We start from the raw sequence: 17,062 nt of genomic DNA, 5'->3' as shown, positions 1-17,062 counted from the left end.
ATGACTGAACCCCTGCACTTTCCCCTGGCGGCGGTGGTCGGCGCCGAGGACCTGAAACTGGCCTTGTGCCTGACCGCCATCGACCCGAAGATCGGCGGCGTGCTGATCGAGGGGCCACGGGGCATGGCCAAGAGTACGCTGGCCCGTGGCCTGGCGGACCTGCTCGGCGAGGGGCCGTTCGTGACCTTGCCCTTGGGCGCTACCGAGGAGCGCCTGGTCGGCACCCTCGACCTGGATGCCGCGCTGGGCCAGGGCCGGGCGCAGTTCTCCCCGGGCGTGCTGGCCAAGGCTGATGGCGGCGTGCTCTATGTCGACGAGGTCAACCTGCTCGCCGACCACCTGGTGGACCTGCTGCTGGACGTGGCTGCCAGTGGTACCAACCGGATCGAGCGTGATGGCTTGTCCCATCGGCACAGTGCGCGCTTCGTGCTGATCGGCACGATGAACCCGGAAGAAGGTGAGCTGCGTCCGCAGTTGCTCGACCGTTTCGGCCTCAATGTGGCCCTGCACGGACAGCCGCTGCCCGAGGCCCGGGGGCAGATCCTGCGTCGGCGCCTGGCCTTCGACAGCGATCCCGCCGGCTTCCTTGCCGACTGGGCGCCGGCCCAGGCCGCGCTGCGCCAGCGCTGCCAGAACGCTCGCCAGCGCCTGGCAAGCATCGAACTGGACGATCGCTCCCTCGCCCTGATCACCGAACGTTGCTTCGCTGCCGGCGTGGATGGTCTGCGCGCCGACCTGGTCTGGTGGCGTGCCGCCCGGGCCCATGCGGCCTGGCGGGGTGGCGAGCGGATCGAGGACGCGGATATCGAGGCGGTGGCCGAGTTCGCCCTGCGTCATCGTCGCCAGGAACCGTCCACTGGCAGCCAGCCACCGGCAACAGCGAACGGCCAGGCGCAGCCATCGCCGCCAGCGCAAGCCGGGCAGTGGGGTGAAATGCCGGCCCAGCCAGTGGCCACCGGGGCCCGGCGCGAGGTCCCGACCTGGCCAAAAAAGCCCTGAGCATCCGTGCCCGCGCCAGCGCGGATGCCAGGCCCAAGGCCGGCAGGCTCGACCAGGGCCCGCGTGGCCGCGGGCGCAGCGCGGGGCAGGGCAAGGTCGACTGGCCGGCGACCCTGCTTAACGGCCGGCCACGGCAACGCGGCGACCTGCGCTGGATCCAGCGCAATGCCGCGCATCCCGAACTGTGGCTGGTGATTGTCGACGTTTCGGCCTCGACCCGGCGCTACCAGGCATTGAGCAAGGCCAAGGGCGTGCTGGCGCATTTCTTCGATCAGGCTTACCGCGCCCGGGCACGCCTGGCCTTGCTGACGGCCAGCGGCAACACGCCGCGCTGGCAGCGTCATGGCCTGAAAGCCTCGGCGGCTTTACAGCCGTGGCTGGTGGAGCTGGGGGCGGGAGGTGGTACGCCGTTGCTGGCGGCGCTGGAGGAAGCGCGACAGTGGCTGCTGCGTCGACAACGGCAATTTCCCGGCGAAATGCAGCGATGCCTGCTGCTCACCGACGGACGGTTGACGATTGATAGACAACTTCAAGCGCTGCCCTGCTGCACTTTATTGCTCGATATGGAAAGTGCACCGATCCGTCTGGGGCGGGCCCGGCAGCTTGCGGAAAGTTTGCAGGCACAATACCGGCATATCGACGAGTTGCGCGAAGGCTAACGGCGGTGAAGTGTCGCAGCGACAATAAGCCTCAAGTTTCTGGATAACTTTCGGCGCAAGCTTCAAGCTGCAAGTTGCAAGAAAAAGCAGATCAAACGCGCGTTGCTCTTACTTGCCGCTTAAAGCTTGAAGCTTGTAGCTGGATCAGGAAGGCATGGTCCAGGGCTGCAGGTCGTAACCTTTCTGGCTCAGCTCGGCACGCACTTCCTCGATCAGGTGTGCCCATTGTGCCGGGTCCGAGTAGGTGCTGCTCGGCACCTGCTTGCTGCCAATCCGGGTGCTGGTCCGGTCAATCACTGCAAGGCTTAGCTCGCCAGTGCCGTTTGGCGCATCCCAGGCAACGCACTGGAAGGGTTCGAAGGCGTGGTCGGCAATCAGCAGTGCTTCGTTGACACGCAGCGGAGCGTTCATGGGTTCGGTCTCTCTATGGTCCCAAACAGCAGAGGAAAGTTGCCGGGGCGTCATGCGCGGCGGCAGGTTACTTGTACTGATGTCCGAAGTAACAGGTGAAGTCACACTGCATTGAAAAATTTTTTGTTCTCGCTTCGGACATTCAATTATTTCTGGCGCTTGTGACGTTGAATTCAGGCAAATGTTCCGTGACGTAAATGTAATGGAATTTTTCAGCGGACAGACGGTCATGGGCGAACTGGCGTTCGTTGCTACCGTTACCCACAGGTTTGCCAAGATGCTGTTTCTACTCGATTTTCCAAAAATTGACGTCAAGGAAAGATCATGCTCGAGCCTGCCCCGCACCGTCGTTTGCTGGTGGTCGATCCCTGCGATGACTGCCACCGTCTACTCCCCGGTTTGCGCAGCATTGGCTGGGATGTCCACAGCTGTACCCTGGCCACGGCGCTGGAGCATTCCTGTGATGTCGGTCTGCTGCGCCTGCAGGCCAGTCACTTGCAGCGCCCCGAAGCGGTCAAGGACCTGATCAGCCGCAGCGGCGCCGAATGGATCGCGGTGTTGAGCCCCCAGGAACTGCGGGCGCAGAAGGTCGGGGATTTTGTCTGCGAGTGGTTTTTCGATTTCCATACCCTGCCGTTCGATGTGTCGCGGGTCCAGGTGACCCTGGGGCGGGCCTTTGGCATGGGGCGCCTGCGCGGCAAGGGGGCGGCGCGCACCGAGGAGCCGGCGCACGAACTGCTGGGCGACAGCCGGGCCATCCGCGAGCTGCGCAAGCTGCTGAGCAAGCTGGCGCCGACCGAGTCGCCGGTGCTGATCCGTGGCGAAAGCGGCACCGGCAAGGAGCTGGTGGCGCGTACCCTGCACCGTGAATCCTTGCGCAACGACAAGCCGTTCGTGGCGATCAACTGCGGGGCGATTCCTGAGCACCTGATCCAGTCGGAGCTGTTCGGCCATGAGAAAGGCGCCTTTACCGGGGCGCACCAGCGCAAGGTCGGACGGATCGAGGCGGCCCACGGGGGCACGCTGTTCCTCGACGAAATCGGTGATCTGCCCCTGGAGCTGCAGGCCAATCTGCTGCGCTTTCTGCAGGAAAAGCATATCGAGCGGGTGGGCGGCAGCCAGCCGATCGCCGTGGATGTGCGGGTGCTGGCGGCGACCCATGTGGATCTGGAGAGCGCCATCGTCAGCGGGCGTTTTCGCGAAGACCTGTATTACCGCCTGAATGTCCTGCAGGTGATCACTGCGCCGCTGCGTGACCGGCATGGTGACCTGTCGATGCTGGCCAGCCACTTTTCCCGCTTCTACAGCCAGGAAACCGGGCGGCGCCCGCGCACTTTCAGCGAGGACGCCCTGAGCGCCATGGGCAAGCATGACTGGCCGGGTAATGTGCGTGAACTGGCCAACCGGGTAAGGCGCGGGCTGGTGCTGGCGGAAGGGCGGCAGATCGAACCGCGCGACCTGGGCCTGCATGAGCAGCTCAACCACGTAGCGGCGCCCATGGGCACGCTGGAAGACTACAAGCACCAGGCCGAACGTCAGGCGCTATGCGATGTGCTGGATCGGCACAGCGACAACCTGAGTGTCGCAGCCAAGGTCCTCGGGGTGTCACGGCCGACGTTTTACCGGTTGTTGCACAAGCATCAGATACGGTAAATCAGGAAGCCTCCGCGGACCTTGTGCGTTCATCGGACCGATAGGGGGTTCACCACCGCAATCGCTGGCAAGCCAGCTCCCACAGGGTCCGAGTCGCTGCAGAATGAGCTGGCTTGCCAGCGATGAGGCCCTCAGCACCAACCCAGGTGCATTGCCTTGCCAGCCAACCCGTGCACCACTAACCTTGCCGGCTTTCCCCGCAACTCCCCGAGCCGCCATGTCCCGCAGCACCTCCCGCACCACAGGCCGTCCCACCCTGGCCGAAGTCGCCCGGCTTTCCGGGGTTTCGCCGATCACCGTGTCCCGGGCCCTGCGCGGGGTGGCCACGGTGGCGCCGGAGTTGGTGGAGAAGGTCCAGGCCGCTGCGGCCCAGCTCGGCTATGTCGCCAACCCCGCGGCCCGCGCCCTGGCCTCGGCGCAGAGCCAGTCGGTGGCGGTGCTGATCCCGTCGCTGTCCAACCAGTTGTTCGTCGAGACCCTCGACGCGATCCACGATGTCCTGCGCCCGCGCGGCCTGGAAGTGATGATTGGCAACTTCCACTACGACGCCAGCGTAGAGGAAAACCTGCTGCGCAGTTACCTCGCCCATCAACCCCGCGGCCTGTTGCTGACCGGCTTCGAGCGCAGCGAGGCGTCACGGCGGATGCTCGCCGCCAGCCGCGTGCCCTGCGTGCATATGATGGAGCTGGGCGACCAGGAGGGTGTGGTCTCGGTGGGCTTTTCCCAGCATGAGGCCGGTCGCGCGGTCGCCCGCCATCTGATCGAGCGTGGGCGACGACGCCTCGGCTTTATCGCTGCGCAACTGGACGCCCGGGTCCTGCAACGCGCCGAGGGTTTCCGCCAGGCACTGCGCGAAGCGGGGCTGTACGATCCGGCGCTGGAACTCCTGGTCCCGCAGCCATCGTCCATCGGCCTGGGCGGCGAGCTGTTCAGCCAGTTGCTGGCCCGCCATGGCGATCTCGACGGGATCTTCTTCTGCAACGACGACCTCGCCCATGGTGCGATCTTCCAGGCCCAGCGCCAGGGCATCCGGGTCCCGCAGCAGGTGGCGATGGTCGGTTTCAATGACCTGCCGGCCTCGGCCCATATGGTCCCGCGCCTGACTTCGATCCGCACGCCACTGGCCGCCGTCGGCCGGCACGCGGCGCAGGCGCTGCTCGATCTGCTCGACGGCAAGCGCGGGAAAAATCCTGCCCAAGACCTTGGTTTTGCCCTGATGATCCGCGAAAGCAGCTGAACACTGCCGATAAATGGTCGAGGCAGGGCGCTTGCAGGGCGCCTTGGCCCATCTATGCTGAGCACAATTCCGCCAATGGAGTGTGCGTGACATGTTCGACTCCCATCGCAAATCGGACCTGGCAGAAATCGAGCGGTGTAATCGGGCGTTGGCCGAAGCCAACGCAAAACTGGCAGCGATCAGCCGTTCCATGGCCATGATCGAGTTCAGCCCCGATGGAGTAGTACTCGACGCAAACGAGCATTTTTGCAAAGCCATGGGCTACAGCCTCGACGAGATCCGCGGTCAGCACCACCGGATCTTCTGCGAGGAGGCCTACACCAAGACCGAGGAATATCGCCAGCTGTGGCGCGACCTGGCCCAGGGCCAGGCACGCAGCGGGACCTTCCTGCGCCTGGATCGCCAGCGCAAGGAGCTGTGGCTGGAGGCCAGCTACATGCCGGTCTTCGGCAACAATGGCGTGGTCACCAGCATCATCAAGGTGGCCAGCGACATCACCGCGCGGGTGGTGCACGAGCACGAGGCGGACTGCCTGCTCGAAGCCATCGGCCGCTCCATGGCGGTGATCGAGTTCACCCCCGAAGGCCGGGTAATCACGGCCAACGACAACTTCCTGCATACCATGCACTACCGCCTCGACGAGGTGGTCGGGCAGCATCACAGCCTGTTCTGCCACAAGAGCGAAAGCGAGTCGGCGGACTACAGGGCCTTCTGGGCTTCCCTCAACCGCGGTGAATACCACTCGCACCGCTTCGAACGGGTCAACAAGCTGGGGCAGATGGTCTATCTGGAAGCCTCGTACAACCCGATCTTCGACACCAAGGGCCGGCTGTACAAAGTGGTCAAGTTCGCCAGCGATATCACCCATCAGGTCTGCACCCAGCAGTCTGCTGCCGAAGCCGCCCATGCGACGTCAGTGCAGAACGACGCCTGCGCGCGCAAGGGCTCGGAAGTGGTGCAGCAGACGGTGCACGTGATCGAAGAGATTTCCCATGACCTCAACGAGGCGGCACGCAGTATTGACGCGGTGAACCGGCAGTCGGAGCTGATCGGGCAGATTGTCCTGACCATTCGCGGGATTGCCGACCAGACCAACCTGCTGGCGTTGAATGCGGCGATCGAGGCGGCGCGGGCAGGGGAGCATGGGCGCGGTTTTGCCGTGGTTGCGGAGGAAGTGCGCAATCTTGCGGCGCGAACCAGCAAGGCCACGGTGGAGATCGTCGAGGTGGTCAGGCAGAACCATGACCTGTCGCTGAAGGCGGTGGCCAGCATGCAATCCAGCCTGAACCGGACGGGGCAGGGAGTGGACCTGGCCAATGAGGCCGGCGAGGTGATCCTGGAGATCCAGCAGGGCTCGCGGCATGTGGTGGATGCGATCAGCCAGATCAACTCGACCTTGCAACTGCACTAGGCTTTCGGGCCCTATCGCTGCGGTGCGGCGGTCCGACAAGCCAGCTCCCACAGGTTCAGCGGTGCACGCGATCCCTGTGGGAGCTGGCTTGTCGGACCGCCGCACCGCAGCGATGAGGCCCTCAGCCCCACAACATGATTTTCAGACCGCAGCCGCCAGCTGCGCCACCACATGCTCCTTGCGAATCCTCGCCAGCGGCACACTCACCAGCGCCAGGGTCAGCACCACCGTCACCGCAATCCCCCAGGCCGCCAGGGTAAAGCCGCCCAGCGAAATCAACCCACCGGAAATCGCCGGCCCCACCGCCAGGCCGAGGCTCAGGAAACTCCCCGCTGCCGCCACCACGCGACCCTCGCGATCCAGCTCCGCCGCCAGCCCGGTGAGGTAGCTCAGGGCGTAGAAGTAGGTGATGCAGATGGTCATCACCCCGGCCGTGTACATGCTCTTGGAATGCTCGCCCAGTACATAGCTCAGGCTGGTCGCGCCAGTCAGCAGCACGGCAAGGATCACCGGGGTGCTCATGCCGAAGCGCTTGCCGATCATCGCCGCCAGCAGCGGGCCGATCAGGCCGACCACCGATTGCACCGAGAGCAGCACGCCCAGCTCGTCACCGCTATAGCCGACCATGGTCCCGATCCGCTCGACGAAGGCCCAGCCCATGGTGTCCCGCGCCTGGAACACGAACATCGCCAGCATCATGCACACTGCCGGCAGGCTGAGCAGGACATTGCCCTTGCCGCCACTGGCAACCACCACGGTCTCCACCGCCGGCGCGCGCTGGACCATGGCCGGGATCGCCAGCAACATCACCGCCATGGTCGCGGCCATCGCGTAGTACAACCCGGGCAGGCCGAACGCCGCCATGACCTTGGCGTAACCCAGCATCACCACGATCATCAGCAGTACCGACAGCACGTTCATATGCCCGGCGATACGGTCCGGCTGCTTCGCGCTGGACACCGCGGCATTGCCGCAGGCCAGGGCCAGCCCGGCGCCAACCCCGGCGACGCAGCGCACGGCGGCGAGCAGATAGAGATCGGCGACATTGGCGCTGACCAGGTTGGCGGCGATCGCCAGCAAGGTGCCGCCGATCGCCAGGGTCCGCCGCGGCGCACGCCCCATGAACGGCGCCACCAGCAAGGACGCGAGCATGGTGAAGCCAAACTCCGCCGACATCAGCAGCCCGGCCTGGGCCTCGTTGAGTTGCAGGTCGTGGATGATCGCGCTGATCAGGAACGGCAAGGCCCACAGGCCGAGCAAGCCGACCCCGTAGGCCGAGGCTGCGGCGGAGAACACCAGGCTCCAGCTTTCAGGCAGGAAGTTGCGTATTGTTTTCATTATGGTTTTCCCGGATTTGCACGCAAAAAAGCGCGCCATTATCGGCGCGCTTGTGGTTTTTTCATTGCTGACTTTCGTCGACTGGCGTGCCGTCGTCGTATTGCGCCAGCCAGGCCACCATGGCCTCCCGATAACGGGTGAAGCCCTTGTAGTCCACCAGCTCCTGGTCCAGGTCGCGGATCACCCGGTGCATGCGCTTGGCCCATTGCGGGGCGAAGTCGGCCAGTTGTTGCAGGCTGACCAGGTAGGTGCGTACCGGGAACAGTACGGCGTTGCTGCGCGGCAAACGGTGCAGCGGTTGCAGCTCGATGCGCAGGTTGACCAGCTCGCCGGCGTTTTCCGCGGTCACCGTGGTGCGGTCCGGGGCCCAGTCCGGCAGCGTCTCGGCAGAGGTTTCCAGGCGCGGATTGACGGTGATCGACCAGTTGGTCCGACGCACCGGGTGCCCCGGGCGCAGGCGCAGGAGGAACTTCAGCGCACGCTGGAGAATGCCCATCTCGTGCAGCTTCGGCACCGGGCCATGGAACTCCATGAAGCTCATGCCGAGGTTGAAGCGCAGCGAGTAGTCGGCGCGCTGGGTGGCCATGCCGGCGCCCATCACCAGGGTGTCGTCGCGCTCTTCGAGGAGGATGAACTCGCCCTGGGCCTGGCGGGTGATGTATTCCATCGGGTCCATCGGCAGGGTGCTGGCATCACCGAAGGTGAAGGTATCGTCCAGGCCCAGCGGGCGGTTGATCCAGCGCCATTGCGTGCCGTTCTTCTCCAGGCTGAAGTGCTCGGGGAAGTCCCGGGAATAGGACTCCATCAGCAGTTCCAGCAGGTCCCACTGGGCTTCCATCATGTGCGGCAGGGCGGCGTAGTGCACGCCCGGCTGGGTTTCGAGGATCTGCGCGCGGTGATGGCACTCGGAGATGTAGTGCTCGTCGATATCGAACTGGGCACGCAGGGCACCCTCGCCGAAGGGCACATGGGGTTCGACGTTCATCGAGTACATGTACTGGTCTTCCGGGTACGGGAAGGGCAGGCGCAGTACCGCCTCGCGGCTGTTGCGGTAGGTGAAGCCCTTGGCGTCGAGGTCGGCGTAGCTTTCGATCGGCTTGAATACGGTCATTTGTTGTTGTCCTGTCTCAGAGGTCCACGACCAGGCGGCTGCAACTGGCCCGGGATACGCACGGCATGAATTTGCGCTTGCTCAGCTTGTCTTCCTCGCTGAGCCAGTCGTCGCGGTGGTCCAGTTCACCGTCCACTTCCAGCACTTCGGTCTCGCAGTAGCCGCAGGCGCCGCCACGGCACAGGTAGGGCACCTTGTAGCCGGCCTGTTCGGCGGCTTCGAGCAGGGATTGCTCGGCGGGTACCTCCAGGGTCACGCCCTGGCGCGCCAGGGTGACGCTGAAGGGTTGACCGGTGGAGCCTTGCTCGACGAAGCGCTCGTAGTGGATATGGCTGTCGGTCCAGCCGAGGCTATGGGCGCTCTCGAGGGTGTCGTCGATCATGCTGTCCGGGCCGCAGACATAGACGTGGCTGCCCAGCGGGCGGCCGAAGAGGATGCCCGGGATATCCATGCGCGCGTCCTCGCCCTGCACGTACAGGTGCACGCGGGAACCGTAGCGGGCCTGGAGTTCACGGCCCAGGGCGATATGCTCCGGTCCGCGCACCGCCAGGTGCAGTTCGAAGCTGGCCTTCTTCAGTTCCAGCTCTTCCAGTTGCGAGTAGACCGGGGTAATGCCCACGCCGCCGGCGATGAACAGGTGCTGGCGACCGTGCTTGGCCAGGGGGAACAGGTTGGCCGGCTGGAGGATCTGCAACAGCTCGCCTTCGCCGACCCGGTCATGCAGGTAGCGCGAACCGCCACGGCCGTCGGCCACCCGGCGCACGGCGATCTGGTAGGCACTGGAGTCGTAGGGCGAGCTCATCAGCGAATAGGCGTTGCGGTGGGTCTTGTCGCCATCTTCGAGGACCACCACCACATGGCTGCCGCCAGAGAACGCCGGGAGGTGCTTGCCGTCCGGGTCGACCAGGGTGAAGCGGGTGATTTCCGGGGTCAGGGCCTCGATGCGGGCGACGCGCACGCTCAGGGTGCCGTTATGGGTATTCATGTATCGAGCTCCTCGGCGGCAGGCAGTTCGCCCGGGACTTCGCCATCGGCCTTGATGCCCTGGAAGGCGGCCAGGCGGCGGGAATAGTGATCGCGCACGACCAGGTTCAACCGGCAGCCCGGGCAGACGAAGACGCGTTGGGTAACGTTCTCGGTATAGGTGTCGCAGTGCGCGCACCAGACCCGGCGGACCAGGGTGCCGCTGTGTTCGCGCAGCACTTCGTCGCGGTTCAGGTCGACCGCGTTGGCCGCCTGCATGGCGGTGCCGATAAAGCTTTCCGAGCCGCTCAGGTACAAGCGTGTGCCCATCCGCGCCTCGCCGAGGCGCTCGCGCAGGGCGTCGATCAGTTCCTGGTTGCTGGCGAACACTTCCAGCCCGGCCGCTTCAGCCTCCTGCAGGGCTTGCAGGTGGTTGTGCCCGGAGAAGGATTCGACGGAGTAGAGCAGGGTGCTGCCGTGGCGCTGTTCGGCGGACATGTCGCCGATCAGGCGCAGCATGGCCGCGCCGCCGCTGCCCTGGCCCGCGATCAGGTGGCGCAGGCCACCCGCCATGGGTTGCAGCCGGTCGTAGACCGGGCGGCTCTTGATGCCGGTGATTAGCATAGGGAATCCTCGTATGCCATATTGCCTATGGTTTTATATGTATTGTTTCGGCCGCCAGGAAATGGCGTTTTTCATCGGTTGATCAGTGCTTGAACATCACGTGGCGCACGCAGGTGTAGTCCTCCAGGCCGTACATCGACATGTCCTTGCCGTAGCCGGATTGCTTCATGCCGCCGTGGGGCATTTCGCTGACCAGCATGAAGTGGGTGTTGATCCAGGTGCAGCCGTATTGCAGGCGCGCCGAGAGGCGGGTGGCGCGGCCGATATCGCGGGTCCAGACCGACGAGGCCAGGCCGTAGTCGGAGTCGTTGGCCCAGGCCAGGGCCTGCGCCTCGTCGTCGAACGGGGTGATGCTGATGACCGGCCCGAAGACTTCGCGCTGGACGATCTCGTCGTCCTGGCGGGCATCGGCCAGCACCGTGGGCTCGAAGAAGAAACCCGGGCCATCGACCCGGTTGCCGCCGGTGATCACGCGAATATGCGCCTGGGCCTTGGCGCGGTTGACGAAGCCTTCGACGCGCTCCAGGTGATCGCGGGTGATCAGCGGGCCGAGTTCGGTTTGCGGGTCGTCCTGCAGGCCCATGCGCAGGCTGGCGACGGCTTCGCCCAACTGGTTGACGAAGCGCTCGTAGACGCCGCGCTGCACATACAGGCGGCAGGCTGCGGTGCAGTCCTGGCCGGCGTTATAGAAGGCGAAGGCGCGGATGCCCTCGACGGCCGCATCGAGATCGGCATCGTCGAAGATCAGCACCGGGGCCTTGCCGCCCAGTTCCATGTGGGTGCGCTTCACGCTGCTGGCGGTGCTGGCGATGATCCGCGCGCCGGTGGCGACTGAGCCGGTCAGGGAGACCATGCGCACTTTCGAATGGTTGACCAGCGGCTCGCCCACGCTCGGGCCGCGGCCGAAGAGAATATTGACCACGCCGGCCGGGAACAGCCCGGCGATCAGCTCGGCCAGGGCCAGGGCGGTCAGCGGGGTCTGCTCGGAGGGCTTGAGTACGACGGTATTGCCGGCAGCCAGGGCCGGGGCGAGCTTCCAGGCGACCATCATCAGCGGGTAATTCCACGGCGCGATGGAGGCGATCACCCCGAGCGGATCGCGGCGGATCATCGAGGTGTGGCCGGGCAGGTACTCGCCACCAGCCGATCCCGACAGGCAGCGGCTGGCCCCGGCGAAGTAGCGGAACACGTCGGCAATGGCCGGGATTTCGTCGTTCAGTGCAGCCTGGTAGGGCTTGCCGCAGTTCTGCGATTCGAGGCGGGCGAGGTGTTCGGCATTGGCCTCGATCAGGTCGGCTACCTTGAGCAGCAGGTGGGCGCGGTCTTTCGGCGGAGTCTGTGCCCAGCCGTCGAACGCCTGATCGGCGGCCTGCACGGCGGCATCCACCTGGGCGCTGCTGGCCTCGGGAATGCTCACCAGCACGGCACCCTCGGACGGGTTGTAGACGGCGTAGGGTTCGCCTTGGCCAGCGACCAGTTGGCCGTTGATCAGGAGTCGGGTCTGCATTGCGTATTCCTGCTTGGAGTTATTGGTGAATACAGGCGCACAGGATCAGGTGGCCTGTGCAAGGCTTAAACATATAAAACCATATCTTAAATTGGTTGACCAGCCCGACTGGGTGGAATTGCCATGAGCAGAAGGTAATAAGGCGCTAACACCCGGACTGTGCTTCGCTATAAGATGCGAAACCGAATTTTTAACCGTGCCTGTGCAAGGCTCGAAAGGGAGAGGCAATGACTGCCCTGAATAGTGCCCGCAACACCGCATTCATCCGCCTGCGCCAGGAGGGGCGCACCGATGAAGTGGCGCGGCGCCTGGTGGAGGCCATCGAGCTGGGCCTGTTCGCCGAGGGCCAGCAATTGCCCAGCGAGTCGGAGCTGGCCCTGCAACTGGGGGTGGCCACGGTCACCCTGCGCGAAGCCCTGGTGGTACTGCGCCAGCGTGGCCTGATCGAAACCCGACGCGGGCGCAATGGCGGCAGCTTCGTCTGTGCCCCGGTGGAGTTGCCGGAGGCGTTGCTCCTGCAAAAGCTGCGGGAGATGAGCGGGCCGGACCTGCGTGACCTCGGCGACGAGCAGACTGCGATCTCCGGCACCGCCGCCCGCCTGGCGGCCAAGCGCAGTTCGCCCGAGCAGCAGGGGCGCATCGCCCACCATATCGAGACCCTGCGCCAGGCCGGCTCGCGCCTGGCCCGGCACCGCGCGGATGCGCGTTTCCATATCGAAGTGGCGGCGGCGGCCCAGTCCCTGCGCCTGACCCATGCGGAAATGCGCCTGCAATCGGAAGTCGGCGAGCTGCTGTGGATGGAGGCTGCCGGTGGTGGCGACATCGCGCTGGTCGAGCAGGAGCACCAGGCGATCCTCCAGGCCCTGGTGGCCGGTGACGCGGTGCTCGCCGGAGCGCTCGCCGAGGCCCATGTCAGTCGCGGCATCAAGCGCCTGATCAGCCTGCGCCTTGAACTGCTGGCGGCAGACCCGGACTGATCGCGTTTTCCCCATCCATAACAAGAACAGCCGAACCCTGTGTGAGGTAATGCCATGTTTGCCCCGAGCGATAACGCGTCCTTCTCGGCCTGCGCCCAGCAGTTGGACAGCACCCTGGGCACGATTTTCGGCCAGGTCCGCGAATTGGCCGAGGAAACCCGTGCGCTGTGGCAGCGGGTCCTGGCGGAAGGGCGCCAGCCCGTGGCCAGGGACCTGGCGTCGCTGCGTCCGGCCATCGACAAGCAGCTGTTCGCCACCGGTGCCTTTGGTTGCGGTGGCGGAGTGATCGTCGCCCCCAACGGCCTGGCCGACCGCGAGATGCACCTGGAATGGTGGTACCTGGCCGATGGCGGCAAGACCCTGCCATTGCGCCCCAATTTCGACCGTCGCCGGGAGAACTACTACGACTACAACGCCATGCCCTGGTACAGCAAACCCAGGGATACCGGGCGCAGTGTGGTGGAGGGGCCCTATGTGGACCTCTATGGCACCAACATGTACGTGCTGACCTTCACCATGCCGATCCATGTGCAGGGCGAGTTCATTGGCGTGGCGGGGCTGGACCTGTCGTTGCACAACGTCGAGCGGTTGCTGGTGAAAAGCCTGATGCGCCTGGATCATGAGGCGGTGCTGATTTCGGCAGAGGGCAGGGTGATTGCCTCGAACACGGCGAACTGGATGGTCGGGGACCTGGTGTCGACCTTGCTCAACGATATGCAACTGGGGGAGATCAGGCTGACCTTGTCGGAGTCGGAGACGGGGTGGTCGCTGGTGCGGCTGCCGGGGTTGCGCTGAGGTTCAGCAGTGACCTTGAGGTCCTCATCGCTGGCAAGCCAGCTCCCACAGGGTTTGGGGTCAGTCACAAGAGTTGTGCTCGACGCGGACCTGTGGGAGCTGGCTTGCCAGCGATGAGGCCAGCGCGTCAGGCACCCGCTTCCAGCCGCACCAGCAACCTCTCCAGGCTTCCTTCCAGCGCCTGCTTCAGCTCCAGCAACCGCGCGTCCCCGACGCCTTCGGCGCAGCCGCGCTCCAGCGCATCGCAGTGCTCCACCAGCCCCCGCGCCTTGAGCATCTTCATGCCTCCGCGAACCCGGTGTGCAAGGGCCTTCAACCGCGCCACCGGCGCCCCCGGTGGCAGTGCACGCAACGCCGCCAGATCCTGCGCGGTGCTCATCGCCAGTTGCTCGACCAGGCGCCGGATCATCTCTGGATCATTCAAGGTCAGATGCCGCAGCTCGTTCAGGTCGAAACCACTGTCATCCTCGACCACCGCCGGCTCCAGCCCGCCCAGGTGACTGCGCAGCGCCCCCAGCCCGATGGGCTTGAACAGGCAATCGTCCATCCCCGACGCCAGGCAGCGCTCACGTTCTTCCGCCTGGGCATTGGCCGTCAGGCCCAGGATCAGGCAGCGGCGGCGGCCATTTTCCTCGGTCCGTACTGCCCGGGCCAACTGATAGCCGTCCATGCCCGGCATATTACAGTCGGTGATCAATACGTCGAAATCGCCGTCGCGCCACATCTGCAAGGCCAGGGCGCCGTTGTCCGCCTGGCTGACCCGGTGACCGAGCACGTCCAGTTGCTTGTGCAGCAGCATCAGGTTGGCCGGGTAGTCATCCACCACCAGGATGCTCAGCGAGGCTATGCTGGCCGGGCTGTCGTCAATGACCGGCGCGCTGTCTGCCAGCTCGCCTGCCCAGGGCAGCAGCAGGACCACCTCGGCCCGCGTGCCTTGCCTGGCTGGCTGGACAGGTTCAGCGCCCCACCCATCAGTTCGCAGAGCGTGCGGCTGATCACCAGCCCCAACCCGGTGCCTTGGCCCGCCGGTTGCTCGCCAGCCTGGACAAAGGGGCTGAACAGGCGGGCCTGGTCGGTTGCGCTGATACCAATACCGCTGTCCTCCACGACCAGGTTGACCCGTGCACCGCCGTCCTGCGCTTCCAGTGCCAGGCCAATGCGCACCCGGCCCTGTTCGGTGAACTTGATCGCATTGCTCAGCAGGTTGGCCAGTACCTGGCGCAGGCGCAGCGGGTCCACGGCCAGCGGCCGGGTGGTGGGCGGCAGGTCGAGGCGCAGTTCCAGGCCCTTGAGCCGCGCGCTGCTCTCGAAGATCCGCGCCGTGGCACGGATCAGCGCGGGCAGGTCGGTCGGCTCGGGCGCCAGGGCCATATGCCCCGATTCGATGCGGGCGATATCCAGCACATCGCCGATCAGGTCCAGCAAGGCGCTGGCCGAGTCGAAGGCAACCTGCAACGATGGCTGGTCGATGCGCCCTTGCTCGGCATCCTTCAGGGCCAGTTCGAGCAGGCCGATCACCGCATTCATCGGTGTGCGGATTTCATGGCTCATGGTGGCGAGGAAGGTGCTTTTGGCATGGTTGGCACTGTCGGCTTGCTCCTTGGCAAGGCGCAGTTCGCCGAGCAGGCCTTCGCTGATCTTCAGTTGCTGTTGCAAGGCCTCTTCGGCGGCGGTGCGCCGGGCGATCAGGCCGCGCAGGTAACGATTCCACAGGACGACCGCAGCGATAGCCAGGCCGGCCACCAGGAGGATCTGCAGGACCAGCCCGCGATAGTTGCGCCAGGGGTTGTCGCTGATCAGGGCGTTGGTGCGCCAGCGGTTGGCAAGCAGGGTCATTTCATCCGGCTCGATGCTCAGCAGGGTCTTGTCGAGGATGCTGTGCAGCTCGTTATCGCCACGGGCAGTGGCGAAGGCGGCAATGGCCGGGTTGTCGTCGAGCAGTGCGGCAATGCGCAGGCGATCCTTGAACAGGCGGCTGATGAAATAGGCGGCATTGATCTGCGAGGCGATGGCCGCATCGGCCCGGCCCTGGGCGACATACTCCATCAGGGCCAGCGGGTCGGCGACCTCGATCAGTTCGATGCCGGGATGCTCGCGGCGCAGGGTGTCGGCGAAGGGCGTGCCGCGGATCAGGGCCAGGCGCTTGCCTTGCAGGGCCGCGGTGGTATCCGGGGCATCGGCGCGGATGGAGGTGACCAGCACCCTTGGCGTGGTCAGGTACGGGCGGGTGAACTCCAGGCCTCGGGCCCGTTCGCCGCCATAGGGCAGGGCGCCGATCAGGTCGGCCTGGCCGCTTTCCACCAGCTCGATCATTTGCGCCACGCTTTCGGCTTCGACGATCTGGAAATGCAGACCGGTACGCAGGCTGATCTGTTCCAGCAGGTCGGCGGTAATGCCGCGGAACTGCTGCTTGTCGTCGAGAAAGGTCAGCGGCGCGAAGTATTTGTTGATCACCACCTTCAGGCTTGGGTGGCGACTGATCCACGCCTGTTCGCCAGCTTCCAGCTGCAGCGCGCCGCGGTTGAGCAAAGGACTGTTGAGGCCGCTGCTCCAGCGCCGGGCGACATTGATCCGGTCGCTCTCGGACAGGCTGGCCAGGGCCTGGTTGATGACTCGCAGGAGGATGGCGTTGTCGTGTTCCAGGGCGAAGCTGAAGGCCGAGCGCAGTGGCTTGACGTACCAGGCGATCTGTACGCTGTCGCGGTAATGGTTGCCGATCAGGTAATCGGAGCTGATGGCGTCGCCGATGAAGGCATCGGCATCGCCCTGGGTGAGGGCTGACAAGGCTGCCATGCTCGACGCATGGAGTTGCAGCCTGGCCTGGGGATAGACCTGCTGGATGCGCTCCACCGGCAGGTAATGGTCGACCATCGCCAGGCGTGCGCCGGCCAGCCCGTCGCCGGGGTTGCGTGGCTTGCCCAGCGGTGTGGCAATGATTGCCTGGTCGTCGGCGTAGGGCTGGCTGAGCAGCAGTTCGGTGTTGGCTTCCTCGAAGCCGTTGGCGCTGCCGAGCAGGTCGATCTCGCCCCGCGCCAGGGCCTGGATCGCGGCGCTGCGGCTGGGGTAGTGGAGGACTTCCACGGGGATCTTCAGTTGCTCGCCGAGCAGCCCGGCATAGTCGGCGGTGAGGCCTTCATAGTCGCGCTGGCTGACGTTGATGTCGAAGGGCGGATAGTCCGGCGCCGAGGTGCCCAGGCGCAGCACCTGCTTGCGCTCCAGCCATTGCCGGTCGGCGCTGCCAAGCACCGGCGGGGCGCTGCTGCTCAGGGAGCGCCCGAGCAGTTGGCGCGGCGCGACCTCGCCGGCCGGGAGTGGCGCCGGCAGCACCAGGGCCAGACCCAGAACCAGAACCAGCAGCGGCAGGGCTTTCATCGATC

At 65.3% G+C, this 17,062-nt stretch carries 13 protein-coding genes and 2 pseudogenes; 8 read left to right on the top strand and 7 right to left on the bottom strand.

Going from position 1 to position 17,062, the window contains the following annotated elements:
* Complete coding sequence (locus AC2CQI_RS06810; RefSeq protein WP_484579632.1) at positions 1 to 999, top strand: magnesium chelatase ATPase subunit I; 999 nt, start codon at positions 1 to 3, stop codon at positions 997 to 999.
* Positions 996 to 1,658 carry a vWA domain-containing protein gene (locus AC2CQI_RS06805; protein WP_484580593.1) on the top strand — a complete coding sequence of 221 codons (663 nt, stop codon included), beginning with the start codon at positions 996 to 998 and terminating at the stop codon, positions 1,656 to 1,658. Before AC2CQI_RS06810 ends, AC2CQI_RS06805 begins: the two co-directional genes overlap by 4 nt.
* Positions 1,659 to 1,802: 144 nt before the next feature.
* Here AC2CQI_RS06805 and AC2CQI_RS06800 read toward each other — a convergent pair whose 3' ends face one another.
* Positions 1,803 to 2,069 carry a hypothetical protein gene (locus AC2CQI_RS06800; RefSeq protein ID WP_075802992.1) on the bottom strand — a complete coding sequence of 89 codons (267 nt, stop codon included), beginning with the start codon at positions 2,067 to 2,069 and terminating at the stop codon, positions 1,803 to 1,805.
* A 324-nt stretch (positions 2,070 to 2,393) separates the two neighbouring features.
* Here AC2CQI_RS06800 and AC2CQI_RS06795 point away from each other — a divergent pair, with 324 nt between their 5' ends.
* The 4 genes and pseudogenes from AC2CQI_RS06795 to AC2CQI_RS06780 all read left to right on the top strand — a co-directional run bounded on the left by AC2CQI_RS06795 (position 2,394) and on the right by AC2CQI_RS06780 (position 6,370).
* Entirely contained in the window at positions 2,394 to 3,722 is a 1,329-nt protein-coding gene (locus tag AC2CQI_RS06795; protein ID WP_075802991.1) for a sigma-54 dependent transcriptional regulator, read from the top strand.
* Between the two features lie 217 nt (positions 3,723 to 3,939).
* On the top strand, positions 3,940 to 4,959 hold the full coding sequence (gntR, locus tag AC2CQI_RS06790; RefSeq protein WP_484579631.1) for an HTH-type transcriptional regulator GntR: 1,020 nt from the start codon (positions 3,940 to 3,942) through the stop codon (positions 4,957 to 4,959).
* Between the two features lie 91 nt (positions 4,960 to 5,050).
* A pseudogene (locus AC2CQI_RS06785) lies at positions 5,051 to 5,785 on the top strand (PAS domain-containing protein); the annotation flags it as partial.
* 12 nt (positions 5,786 to 5,797) lie between these two features.
* Positions 5,798 to 6,370: a methyl-accepting chemotaxis protein gene (locus AC2CQI_RS06780; protein ID WP_484580592.1), complete on the top strand. Its 573-nt coding sequence runs from the start codon at positions 5,798 to 5,800 to the stop codon at positions 6,368 to 6,370.
* A gap of 141 nt (positions 6,371 to 6,511) precedes the next feature.
* Here AC2CQI_RS06780 and AC2CQI_RS06775 read toward each other — a convergent pair whose 3' ends face one another.
* The 5 genes from AC2CQI_RS06775 to AC2CQI_RS06755 all read right to left on the bottom strand — a co-directional run bounded on the left by AC2CQI_RS06775 (position 6,512) and on the right by AC2CQI_RS06755 (position 11,913).
* Positions 6,512 to 7,708, bottom strand: a complete 1,197-nt coding sequence (locus AC2CQI_RS06775; RefSeq protein WP_075802988.1) for an MFS transporter — start codon at positions 7,706 to 7,708, stop codon at positions 6,512 to 6,514.
* A 61-nt stretch (positions 7,709 to 7,769) separates the two neighbouring features.
* A complete protein-coding gene (locus AC2CQI_RS06770; protein WP_484579630.1) occupies positions 7,770 to 8,819 on the bottom strand; it encodes a heme-dependent oxidative N-demethylase family protein in 1,050 nt (349 codons plus the stop codon).
* A gap of 16 nt (positions 8,820 to 8,835) precedes the next feature.
* Positions 8,836 to 9,804: a PDR/VanB family oxidoreductase gene (locus tag AC2CQI_RS06765; protein WP_484579629.1), complete on the bottom strand. Its 969-nt coding sequence runs from the start codon at positions 9,802 to 9,804 to the stop codon at positions 8,836 to 8,838.
* On the bottom strand, positions 9,801 to 10,406 hold the full coding sequence (locus tag AC2CQI_RS06760; RefSeq protein ID WP_075802985.1) for a dimethylamine monooxygenase subunit DmmA family protein: 606 nt from the start codon (positions 10,404 to 10,406) through the stop codon (positions 9,801 to 9,803). Before AC2CQI_RS06760 ends, AC2CQI_RS06765 begins: the two co-directional genes overlap by 4 nt.
* 82 nt (positions 10,407 to 10,488) lie before the next feature.
* Complete coding sequence (locus AC2CQI_RS06755) at positions 10,489 to 11,913, bottom strand: gamma-aminobutyraldehyde dehydrogenase (protein ID WP_484579628.1); 1,425 nt, start codon at positions 11,911 to 11,913, stop codon at positions 10,489 to 10,491.
* A 227-nt stretch (positions 11,914 to 12,140) separates the two neighbouring features.
* Here AC2CQI_RS06755 and AC2CQI_RS06750 point away from each other — a divergent pair, with 227 nt between their 5' ends.
* Together AC2CQI_RS06750 and AC2CQI_RS06745 are read left to right on the top strand one after the other, a co-directional pair.
* On the top strand, positions 12,141 to 12,890 hold the full coding sequence (locus AC2CQI_RS06750; RefSeq protein ID WP_484579627.1) for a FadR/GntR family transcriptional regulator: 750 nt from the start codon (positions 12,141 to 12,143) through the stop codon (positions 12,888 to 12,890).
* A 54-nt stretch (positions 12,891 to 12,944) separates the two neighbouring features.
* The gene (locus AC2CQI_RS06745; protein ID WP_075802982.1) at positions 12,945 to 13,685 is read left to right on the top strand and encodes a PDC sensor domain-containing protein; all 741 of its coding nucleotides are present in this window, start codon (positions 12,945 to 12,947) and stop codon (positions 13,683 to 13,685) included.
* A gap of 127 nt (positions 13,686 to 13,812) precedes the next feature.
* Here AC2CQI_RS06745 and AC2CQI_RS06740 read toward each other — a convergent pair.
* Positions 13,813 to 17,057, bottom strand: a pseudogene (locus tag AC2CQI_RS06740) (transporter substrate-binding domain-containing protein).
* Positions 17,058 to 17,062: the final 5 nt, after the last annotated feature.

Source organism: Pseudomonas sp. P2S-1, assembly GCF_057197725.1.
Note: the sequence above shows the minus strand (reverse complement) of the source record. Positions and strands in the feature narration are given on the sequence as shown.